This window comes from Lysinibacillus sp. GW823-FHT02G10 (genome assembly GCF_058797135.1).
Window position 1 is genome coordinate 1,337,359 of sequence record NZ_JBXAJI010000001.1, and the last position, 11,204, is coordinate 1,348,562.

The 11,204-nt window shown below is 41.4% G+C and carries 12 protein-coding genes; all 12 read right to left on the reverse strand.

Annotated elements, in window-relative coordinates; translation table 11 throughout:
• Positions 1–63: 63 nt before the first annotated feature.
• Entirely contained in the window at positions 64–618 is a 555-nt protein-coding gene (locus AC1RFD_RS06970; protein WP_492474681.1) for a short-chain dehydrogenase, read from the reverse strand.
• 61 nt (positions 619–679) lie between these two features.
• Positions 680–2,155: a class I adenylate-forming enzyme family protein gene (locus tag AC1RFD_RS06975; RefSeq protein ID WP_485599481.1), complete on the reverse strand. Its 1,476-nt coding sequence runs from the start codon at positions 2,153–2,155 to the stop codon at positions 680–682.
• Between the two features lie 15 nt (positions 2,156–2,170).
• Positions 2,171–2,902 (reverse strand): 3-oxoacyl-ACP reductase FabG, encoded by a 732-nt coding sequence (gene fabG / locus AC1RFD_RS06980; RefSeq protein ID WP_048393085.1) that lies wholly within the window; start codon positions 2,900–2,902, stop codon positions 2,171–2,173.
• A complete protein-coding gene (gene phaZ / locus AC1RFD_RS06985) occupies positions 2,886–3,797 on the reverse strand; it encodes an intracellular short-chain-length polyhydroxyalkanoate depolymerase (RefSeq protein ID WP_288582301.1) in 912 nt (303 codons plus the stop codon). The genes fabG and phaZ overlap by 17 nt, the downstream gene beginning before the upstream one ends.
• A 12-nt stretch (positions 3,798–3,809) precedes the next feature.
• Positions 3,810–4,814, reverse strand: coding sequence for a 3-oxoacyl-ACP synthase (locus AC1RFD_RS06990; RefSeq protein WP_288582300.1), 1,005 nt, complete (start codon positions 4,812–4,814; stop codon positions 3,810–3,812).
• A complete protein-coding gene (locus AC1RFD_RS06995; protein WP_492474683.1) occupies positions 4,811–5,827 on the reverse strand; it encodes a branched-chain amino acid ABC transporter permease in 1,017 nt (338 codons plus the stop codon). The genes AC1RFD_RS06990 and AC1RFD_RS06995 overlap by 4 nt, the downstream gene beginning before the upstream one ends.
• Positions 5,824–6,696 (reverse strand): branched-chain amino acid ABC transporter permease, encoded by an 873-nt coding sequence (locus AC1RFD_RS07000; protein ID WP_492474684.1) that lies wholly within the window; start codon positions 6,694–6,696, stop codon positions 5,824–5,826. Before AC1RFD_RS07000 ends, AC1RFD_RS06995 begins: the two co-directional genes overlap by 4 nt.
• A 16-nt stretch (positions 6,697–6,712) precedes the next feature.
• The gene (locus AC1RFD_RS07005; protein ID WP_054550244.1) at positions 6,713–7,420 is read right to left on the reverse strand and encodes an ABC transporter ATP-binding protein; all 708 of its coding nucleotides are present in this window, start codon (positions 7,418–7,420) and stop codon (positions 6,713–6,715) included.
• The gene (locus tag AC1RFD_RS07010) at positions 7,395–8,171 is read right to left on the reverse strand and encodes an ABC transporter ATP-binding protein (RefSeq protein WP_054550245.1); all 777 of its coding nucleotides are present in this window, start codon (positions 8,169–8,171) and stop codon (positions 7,395–7,397) included. The genes AC1RFD_RS07005 and AC1RFD_RS07010 overlap by 26 nt, the downstream gene beginning before the upstream one ends.
• 60 nt (positions 8,172–8,231) lie before the next feature.
• Positions 8,232–9,467: a substrate-binding domain-containing protein gene (locus AC1RFD_RS07015; protein WP_492474685.1), complete on the reverse strand. Its 1,236-nt coding sequence runs from the start codon at positions 9,465–9,467 to the stop codon at positions 8,232–8,234.
• Positions 9,468–9,821: 354 nt separating this feature from the next.
• A complete protein-coding gene (locus AC1RFD_RS07020) occupies positions 9,822–10,355 on the reverse strand; it encodes a GNAT family N-acetyltransferase (RefSeq protein WP_431810529.1) in 534 nt (177 codons plus the stop codon).
• A 1-nt stretch (position 10,356) separates the two neighbouring features.
• Entirely contained in the window at positions 10,357–11,175 is an 819-nt protein-coding gene (locus tag AC1RFD_RS07025; protein ID WP_492474687.1) for an alpha/beta fold hydrolase, read from the reverse strand.
• Positions 11,176–11,204 lie beyond the last annotated feature (29 nt).

The window sequence follows — 11,204 nt, forward strand, 5'->3', positions numbered from 1 at the left end:
ACAAACTGATAATGGAGATAAGTAAAAACCTTCGTCCATCTAGTTAGACGAAGGTTAGTTAGTTTATAATGGTCGCTTTTCCCAAGGTTGTAGCGTCCCGACAATATGGATAGGTTGATCCTGTTGAATAGCAGCAACGACACCTTGCGATATTTGCTCATGCGTAAGCCATCTCGCATGACCTTCTTCCATCATAAAACCTAGCTGGATTTGCCTGTATTGCGAACGAGCAGGGAGCTTCAATTTCTCTTGGACTTCACTTAAATTCGCCTTACTCCCCAACACATGAAACAGTTTCCATTCCCCGTTATTCTCTATTGAAATTACATTGGAGATGTTCTCTAATGTAGTGTCCGCATAGGAATGAATCCAAGCAACGACCAATTCAATGGGCCCATTATGCTTAAGCGTTTCTTCTAGCTTCTCTTTTAATAAGGCTATATTACAATAATCTACTAAAATCGGCGTTAGAAGGGCGGGTTTGGTTGTTCTACTTCGCAAATCTTCCATTCGATGGGCACTACGTCCAATTAGTGAGACATGGTAGCCATCATTCACTAACCTACAGGATGTGTCAGCCAACATCCCTGTTCCACCAATAACTAATGCGTGGGCCATTTATGTGTCCCTCTCTTATTTCGGATTTAGAAAGACGAGCGTTTCTTCCTTCTCATCATACTTAACAGATAGATGAGTCGACAAGCCTATACAATGCCTTTTTATCGATTTTACCAACGCTTGTTTTTGGTAGTTCGTCTAAGAAAATCATTTGTTTTGGAATCTTATAACGTCCTAATTGTTGATGACATAGCTCATTAAGATCATCTAATAGAGAGGCTACTTGGTGGGGACAAACAATAAAAGCTGTCACGATCTCACCCCAATAGTCATCACCTACACCAATCACGGCCACCTCCCGCACATCTGGATGCCGTAGTAGACATTGTTCTACTTCCTGAGGATAGATATTTTCACCACCTGAAATTATCATTTCTTTTCTACGCCCAACAATATAAAAATCGCCTTCCGCATCCATCATCGCTAAATCCCCTGTTTTCAACCAGCCATCTTGCAGGATATTGGCAGTTTCTTGCTTGTTATTCCAGTAAAAGCGAAACATATGCTTCCCTCTTACCAATAGCTCTCCTACTTCTCCAGGTGCACAACTTTTTCCTGTATGATTGATGATTTTAGCTTCATTGAATTGCATGCTTTTCCCGACAGCCCCCTTTTTTGCATAGGCACGCTCTCGGTCAATATAAAAATTATTGGGTCCTGCTTCTGTTAAACCATATCCCTCTTTAAAAAATAATCCCTTATTATAAAAAGCATCGTAAATAGGATGAGGGCACGGGGCACCTCCAGATAAAAATACCTTCATGGAAGGAAATTGATTTTCCTGAAAATACTTCGTAGCAATCATTGCTTGATACATTGTTGGCACAAAAAGAGAAATTGTCGTTTGATATTGGTTCGTTGCTTGTAGTGCCTCTTCTGCATCAAATTTATCGCCAATAATGACGGTTCCTCCCGCCATCAGTAAGGGAATGCATAAAGCATTTAAGCCACCAGTATGAAACATCGGCATATAATTTAATGTCCGATCTTGAGCATGTAAACCCCAGCTAATAATAGTATTCATGGCATTCCAATTGACCGACTGAAAGGATAACACTACTCCCTTTGGCTGACCCGTCGTGCCTCCTGTATAAATCATTAACCATGGATCATCCACATCCACGTCTTGCCTACTTGGTTGTATCTCCTTCTCATGCTGGCTAACATGAAGTGAAAACATTTTTTCTAAAACTAAGGGACAATGACTATCCTCTTCGTATAATAGGATAGCAGGAGTTGCATCCTCCAAAATTTGTGTTAGCTCCTCCTTGCTTAAGCGCCAATTTAAAGGTACATAAATGAGCCCACGTAGCCCACAGGCAAATAAAACAGCAAACAATTGGATATGATTTTTCGCAAAAACAGCGACTCTACTTCCCTTTTGTAGCTGCTGCCGTTCGAAAAATTGACTCCATTTGCCGATTTCCTCAGATAATTGCTGGTAGGTCAATTGTTCCTTTGATGTTAAATTAATCAAGGCGAGGTGGTGAGGTGTTAAAGCTGCACGTTTTAAAATCCATTCTTGCTCAACAAACATCTTGACTACCCCCTATCACATCATAATTGCGCCATCCACATGCAGAGTATGCCCATGAACATAGGAGGCCTCATCAGATGCTAAAAATAAATAGGCATTGGCAATATCACGTGGTGTCCCTAGGCGTTGTAGGGGGACGATTGATCGCATTTGAGCCAAAATATTTTCAGGCATTTTTTTGACCATATCTGTTTCTGTAAAGCCAGGTGCCACTGCATTAACGTTAATCCCCTTACGCCCTAATTCCTTCGCCCATGTTTTTGTCATACCTACAATCGCTGCTTTTGTCGCTGCATAATTGGTTTGACCAACATTGCCATATACTCCACTAACTGAGGATGTATTTATAATTTTGCCTCCACCTGCTGCCACCATATAGGGAATGACCTCCTGTGTACAATGGAAAACACCTGTCAAATTGACATCTAGCACCTGCTGAAATTGATCCTCCGTCATTTTTGTCAGCATCGCGTCTCTTGTAATCCCCGCATTATTCACTAAAATATCAATCCGTCCTGCCTGTTCGATCACTGCCGTCACCAGCTGATTAACGCTCTCTCTACTTGCAACATCTACTTGTATAAATACAGCATTTTCGCCTAGTTGTTGTGCTGCTAGAATGCCTGCTTTATCGTCATAATCGGCGATAAACACCCATGCCCCCTCCTCGATAAAACGCTCAGCAGCCGCATAGCCAATACCATTTGCAGCGCCTGTAATGATAGCCACTTTATTGTTCAAACGCATACTGTCTTCCTCCAATTTCTAAAAAAGCTTCAATTTCAGCTGTCAATTGTGCTAAATCATCGACCAAAGGCGAATGCCCACAATTTTTTAGGCTTACAAACTGTGCTGTTTTGCCTAAATCATGTAATATCTCTGCATTCATTTCCTCTGTAATCACCAAATCACGATCCCCTCGGAGCACTAAAATTGGGATATGAAGCAGCATGGCCTCCCGAGAGCCTTTTGCCACCTCATTGTCAACAGCGCTTATATTAAATGTATTGAGTGCATGATATACTTCTGCTAAATTGCGCTGTGTAAGCATATCTTCTACATATTCTTGATATTTTCCCTCGTTTGGTCGATGATGCGTATAAATTAATACATTCCATATAGACTGTAAGCCTTCCGCATTTTTTTCATCGTAGAAGCCTTGAATAAGCTTTGTTTTGGATGTATCCACCAATACCTCCTCATAATGATAGGCTCGCTTAAAGGAGGCTGGATTGCCTGTTCCTAAATCCGTGTAAAATGGATAACCACGTGTAGAAGCAGACGCAAGTAAAATTAGTCGTTGACAGTGTCCTGGATAATTTGCTACAAACTGCATACAGACAGCTCCACCTGTTGACCAGCCAATCATATCAAAGCTGTGCAGTTGCAGTGCATCCACAAATAGTTTGACATCATCACTAAAATCTTTAATAGCAGTGATTGGCTTAAGATAGGATGATTCACCAAAACCACGTAAATCTATCGCGTAAATGGTGTATTTCTCATCTAAAGCATCCATCAGAATATCCCAATGCTTAGAAGATGTCATATTGCCATGTACCAACACTAAAGGATGACCTCCACCTGATCGCTTGCGATAGGCCATTGTTTCTCCATTTGCTAGTTGAATCGTTTTTACCATGCCATTTCCCCCTTATCCCCAACGTATTGTGATAGCTCCCCATACATAGCCAATGCCAGCACTAACAAGCGTCACAATATTGCCTGCTTGAATTTGGTTTTGCTCCTGTGCTAGCTGTAGGGACAATATTTGATCGATCTGACCAATATGTCCATAGTCTTGCAAATAAATAGACTGCTCCTGCTGTAAGCCAAGCTCCGTTAAAATATAATCATGTGCAGATCTTTTCATGTGCAACATCGCTAAATAATCTAGCTGATCGTCACTGTATCCACTTTTCGCTAAAGAACTGCGAATGACCTTCAAAAAATTGCTTAAAGATTTTTGTTCTAGCCGCTCCTTCATCCCAATGGGGTCCAAAACGTCAAGCTTATATAAATTTTCGGTTAAATGGGTTGGGGTTAATGGATTTTTCGTTCCCCCGACTGGCACGACTACATCCTCTGAGAAAGAACCATCCGTTATAATATCTGCCTCTAGTAGCAAATTTTTTTCATAGTTTTTTTGTAATAACATGGCCCCTCCACCAGCCGCTAAATTGTACATAAAGCGCGTTCGTGGATTGCTGTAATCGATAAAATCAACATTGCGATAACCACCTGCTAACAGAATGGTTCGTATCGTGTCATCTGAGGCCATTAGGCTTTTCGCCACTTTCAACGCCATGATTGTAGTGCCGCAGCGTAATTGCACATCAAATGCCCATGCATTCACAGCACCAAGCTCCTCCTGCATTTTAATGGAGGCTGTCCAAAGTGGATATTCCTTATGCTCCTCCCCCATATAGATGACAACATCAATATCCTTAGGGTCTATATTCGCTTTTTGAATCGCCTCCTGTGCTGCCCATATACCCATTTGCACGGTATGATCAGACTTATCAGGAATTGGCTTTTCATGAATGCCCATTTTTTGACGGATAATGGCCTCAGGAATATTGGAAAGAGCCGCAATTTCCTGCGACGCCATCTTCTGTTGAGGTAGATAAATACCTGTACTAACAATACCAACTGTCATTCAAATCGCTCCTTTTCCTGAGGCAAGGGACCTGTCGTTTTTCTTTGCTTTAGCCTTCCTCGCCACTTCCAAAAGAGCAATCTTAATGAGCCAATAATACCTTTTGGGAAGAAGATAACGGCTAAAATATAGAGAATCCCGAAGAAGATAATCCAACGTTCGAAAATAGGATAATCTCGTGCAAGCCCCGACAGTGCATGTTGCGCATATTCAATGACCGCCGAGCCTAATAACGGCCCCACTAAAGTACCAACCCCACCGATAATCGTCATTAACAATGCATCCAGCGTAATATCCATGGCCATCACACTCGTATTAACGAAGCGCAATGACACTGCATATAAGGAGCCAGCAAAACTTGCTACAATGCCTGCCACAACTGAGGCAATGACTTTATAATGCAACGTATTAAAACCTAATGATTTGGTCCGCTGTTCATTTTCACGAACGGCAATTAAAATACGGCCTGTTGGTGAATTAACAAAGCGGTAGAGCGCCAAAAAGATGACAACCAAGCTTGCTAGCACAAAGAAATAGAAGGTCATTCGATCTCTAAATAGATCAGGTGCTCTGAATGTAAAGCCATCATTGCCATACGTAACAGAGCGCCACTTTTCAGCTAAGACTAAAAATAACCCCGAAAAGGCTAGCGTCAGCATCGCAAAAAAATGACTTTTTAAGCGTAAGGTTAATAAACCTACTAAAAAGCTAATGAAGCCTGCTAGTACCATACCAATCACGATGGACAGTACAAAGATCAAGAGTGTGTGATCCATCTGCTTAAGCATGACTGCTGTTGTGTAGGCACCAATGCCGAAGAACATGGCGTGCCCAAAGGAGACGATGCCTGTATAGCCTAGTAAAATATCATAGCTCATTGCCAATATCCCAAAAATAAAGATTTGTGTGAGTAAAATAAGTAGTGTCCTTGAATCATTGACAAAAGGAAGGATAATAAAAATGACAAGTAACAGGAAAAAAGCGAAAGCGCGTAAAGATATTTTGTTGTTCATGATGTCAGCTCCTTTCGCATCGCAAACAGCCCCTGAGGACGGAAAATTAAAACGATGGCCATTAAAATCATATTGACCGCCAGTGACAGCACAGGGACATAATAAGCCATAAAGCTACCTGCTAGCCCTACTAAAATCGCTGCAAGCAAGGAGCCGGAAAAACTACCCATACCGCCAATTACCACAACAATAAAGCCTAAAATGGCATACTCCATGCCCATTTCCGCATAAATCACACCTGAATAGGGAGCCATCAACATCCCACTAAGTGCCGCCAGAGCAGCGCCCACCATAAAGACGTATAAAAATACACGCTTAATATGAATACCGAGAGCCTGCGCCATTTCCTTATCCTGCACCCCAGCCCGAACGATCAAGCCAATCTTCGTACGCTTCAGCATGTATTGGAAAATACCAAAAATCACAAACCCTATGACAATAATAAATAAACGATATTTAATGATGATCACATCACCAATTTCCCAGCTACCTGCTAAATAACTTGGTGTTTTTACTGCCACCCCATTTGGTCCAAAGACCACCTTAATAAGCTCCTGCAACACGAGCATCAGCCCTAAGGTAATTAAAATTTGCTGAATATGATTGCCGTAAACAGGCGTAATAATGAATTTCTCTGTCAGCAGTCCAAGCAACGCTCCGGTCACAATCGCGCCTATAATCCCAACGATAAAACTTTCTGTCAACATATAGGTAAAGATGCCCGCATAGGCCCCCCAAACAAAGAGCCCACCATGCGCAAAATTCAATACATCCATTAAACCGAAAATTAATGTCAAACCAGCTGCTAGCAGAAAAATTAACATCCCAGTGGCCAAGCCATTAATGATTAAATTGACCAATAGCTCCAATGATAGTCACCCCCCTCTATCCAATGCCAAGATACTTGCGTTTTAGCTCTTCATCATCAATCAAATCCTGCATATTGCCCGAATTTACTGTTCTACCATCATCGATTAATGTATAGGTATCACCAATTCGACTAGCCATTATAAAGTTTTGCTCCACTAGAACAATGGACGTTTTCTTTTTCATTTCCACAATCGCTTCCATCACTTTTTCCACAACTATCGGAGCAAGTCCCTTGGAAGGCTCATCTATCAATATTAATTGGCTATCATTGATAAAGGCTCTTGCCATGGACAGCATTTGCTTTTGACCACCCGATAAATGCCCACCAGCCTTTTTCCAAAACTTCTTTAAGTCAGGAAACAGCTCTAGCACATATTGCTGTCTCTCTAATGTGGCTGTATCCTCCTTGCGCATCGCTACCTTCATGTTTTCCTCTACCGTTAAATCTGCAAAAATCCCTTGATTTTCAGGTACATAGCCGATTCCTAATTTCGCCACCTTATAGGTAGGACTTTTTTTAATCGATTGGGAGCGAAAGGCAATGTCACCCTTTGTTGCAGGCGTTAAACCCATTATTGTTTTCAGGGTGGTCGTTTTCCCTGCGCCATTGCGTCCGAGCAGTACTGTAACCTGCCCCTCCTTCGCTTCAAAATTAACGCCCTGCAAAATATGATATTGACCAATATGCGTGTGAACCTCATTTAATGTCAGTAAGGTGGTCATCGTACAGCCCTCCTAAATATGCATGTTGCACAGTATCATTATTCATAATTTCTTCTGGTGAGCCATCTGCTAATAGCTGACCATTGAACAACACCATAATAGAATCCGATAAATCCAAAATCATATCCATTTTGTGTTCAATGAGCAAAATGGTTTTATCCCCCTGCTGTTTTATGCTTCGAATAATTTCTAAAATCGTAGGTACTTCCTCTAATGACATACCTGCAGTTGGTTCATCGAGCAGTAGAATTTCTGTATCTAACGCGAGTAGCATGGCAATCTCAAGCTTTCTTTTCTCTCCATGGGATAGCATTGTTGTCAGGGCATCTCGTTTATTGTCGAGTAACACAAGTGCCAATAACTCCTCCGCTTTGTCCGTAATCGCCTGATAGCTTTTGTAATGGCGGAATAGCTGATAACGAATTCTCTCCTTGGATTGAACGGCTAAACGAACATTTTCGAGAACCGTTAAGTTTGGAAAAACATTGGTAATCTGAAAAGATCGTCCCAATCCCATTCGAGTTCTTTCAATGGCCGACTTTTGTGCAAGTGATTGCCCTTTAAAATAAACATCACCCGCAGTTGGCATTAGCTCACCACTAATCAAATTAAAGAAGGTTGTTTTCCCAGCACCATTCGGCCCAATAATGGACTTTAAATGCTTCTCAGGCATTTGAAAATTAACGCCATCTACAGCCGTATGTCCCCCAAAACGAATTGTTAAATTATCTGTATATAATATAGGCTCCATTCTCTACTCCCTTCCTTCTCACATTTATGTAGAGAGACAGCTATGCTGCCTCTCAATTCTTTAATTCATAACGGGAGGTGCTGTCTCTTCAGGACTAAGCTCCCGAATAAGTACTGGTACTGGATAATCCACACCATCTTGTTGCTCTAAGCGAATCGAATACATGGATTGTAGAGCCTGGTGATCCTCTTCACGGAATGTCATTGTCCCTTTTGGTGTTTCAAAGGACATACCTTCCATAACGTCGATTAACTTGTTGGCGTCTGCATCCCCATCCGATTGTTTCAATGCCTCCACAATAGCAATCGCCGCAGACATGCCGCCAGGAGTAAATAAGTCGGGCACTTCATTGAAACGTTTTTGATGTTCATCTACTAACCATTGATTGACATCATTTTGAGGAAGTGTATGATAATACACCGAGAAGCCTTCCATCCCAACCAATGGATTCATAAATTGAAGCGCAATAATATCCGGCGCACCCGTCGAAATTTTAATGCCCTTTTCTTGAATTTTAAGATCTGCAATTTGATTCCATGGTGAATTTGCTCCTGCCCAAACCACAAACAAATAGTCTGGCTTCGCATCAATCACTTTTTGCAAATTGGAAGTAAAATCTGTTGCGGCAGGATCTGCATACTCCTCTAGTACAATTTCAGCCCCTAATTTCTCCGCTGCCGTTTTAAAGGCATTCACACCATCCCAGCCAAACGAATAATCTGGCGCAAATGTAGCAATCTTCACACCTTTGCCTGCAATAGCCGCTGCTGCCGCATAGGCATCCTGGGATGAATTACGACCTGTTCGGAAAATATACTCATTGAACTCTGAACCTGTAATACTGTCAGCCACTGCAGGCTCTACCACCATAATTTTTTCATACTCCTCGGCAAGTGGTAGAACAGCGAGCGTATCACCCGAGCTTGAAGAGCCGACTAAAAAATCAACCTGATCATCTTCTAAAAGCTTTGTCGCTTTTTGCACAGCCACCTCTGGCTTTGTTTCGGTATCCTCATATACAATTTCTATTTTCTTACCATTGACCTCCATCGTGCCGCCTGTTGCATACTCAATTCCTAAATCAAATCCTCGCTGCGTCTGCTTCCCATATGACTCAAGCGCCCCAGTTAACGATGCAAGCACACCAATCTTAATTGTGCCGCCTTCCGCAGTAACCGCCTTCGTCTCCCCATCAGAAGAATCCGCTTCCGTTGCACCCTCTTTCGTATCCCCATTACAAGCCACCAACACCACAGCCAACATCACTAAAAGAAACCAATACCACTGCTTCCTCATCCCATATCCCCCTTCAAAATAAGCTCCCTAGAAAGCGCTTTCTTGCTATGACAACACTATATAAGAGTTCAGTTACAAATTAGTTACAAGCTAGATAGCTCAAATATGAGCCACCTAGCTCTGTCCCGAAAATGGAGCGAAGCAGAATGGCAACTAAACAACATTTCTTAAAACAAAAAGCAAGAATGTTTAGAAATCAACATTCTTGCTTTTTAGAGTCCACATCTATTTTTCTTATAATTTTTTTCTCATTCACTACTGCATTTAATTGCAGTGATACATCGGATTCTTATTGCTCTTTTCCTTCTGCATAACTTTATACCCCTAAATAAAGATGACTTTTAATCGTACGCTTCATGATAACCATTCCTGTTTCAACATACTATACAATAATGAATCTCGCCAAACGCCATCTTTCATTAACATGTTTTCACGTAATATTCCTTCCTTTGACATTCCTATTTTCTCTAATACTTTGGATGATCCAATATTTCGAGGGTCGCATGTTGCATAAATACGATGGAGCTTTAATGTTTCAAAGCCGAAAGTCATCATCAATTTAGCACTCTGCGTTGCTATTCCCTTACCCCAATAATCAGGGTTCACGATATAGCCAATTTCCCCGACTTCATTTACAAAATCCCTAATCATGATTTCTACCGCACCTATTAATGTTTCTTGATGAATAATAGCAAAAACATATCGTTCCCTTGGTATTTGTGTTGCTTCATCGAGAGCATCCTGAATGAATTCTTTTGTATCCTCTTCTGAATTCGGTCCCCATGTTTGATACCTACAAACAACCTCCTGAGAGGCATATTTATGCACATCAACCCAGTCTTGCTGCCTGAATTCTCTTAAAAATAATTTATCATTTGCAAGTATCACTTTAATCCATCGCTCCCTCTACACGATTCAACCATTCACTCATCAGCTCGGTAAACAATTCAGGTTGCTCGATCTGCAAATTGTGGCCTGCTCTATCTAAAATGGCAAAGCTTGCTCTGGGAAACTTCTCTAGAAGTGAAAACGCGTCCTTATAGCCAACCACAGAATCTTGTTTACCAAGCAAAAAGAGACTTGGCTTATCAAAGGACTTTTCGTCAATGGCAAAGGAAAATCCGTAGCTTTGCTGAATTTTTTCTAAAAATGCCTGATCTGCTAGATTACACCCTGCCAACACCTCTGTTGAATAACGCTCCCAATTATAGGCATCTAAGACAACTTGATTAGCCATAAAATCATCTTGCTCCTGCTGACTTAATGTTGATAAAAAAGCAGTGTCTGCTTGTACAATACAATGCGGTGGCACCGTACGTTGTTCTTTTTCAGGAATGATGAGAGGGCAAATAAAGGCAGTACCTAAAAGTTGATCCACTGATTTCCTCATAATACCGCGCGCTAAATAGCCACCATAAGATTCACCAACCAACAGGTACGATTCTTGCGGAATGATTGTGTGTATCAATTCGATAATCGCTTCTAGCATTTCATCCGAGTTTTGAATTGATGAATAGTCTGTTGTCTTCCCCATTCCTGGAAGATCCAGATAAATACGTTTCCACCCTTCACGTTCTTTAAAAACAGGCTCCATACAGCCCTTCATCAAACGATGATCAGGAGAAAAACCATGTAGCATGATGATAGGTACCCCTGTTCCAATCATTTCATAGTAAATATTCGCTTTTTTCGTCTGACAAAATGGCATTGTTGTTCCTCCATATAGGTTACATTTTT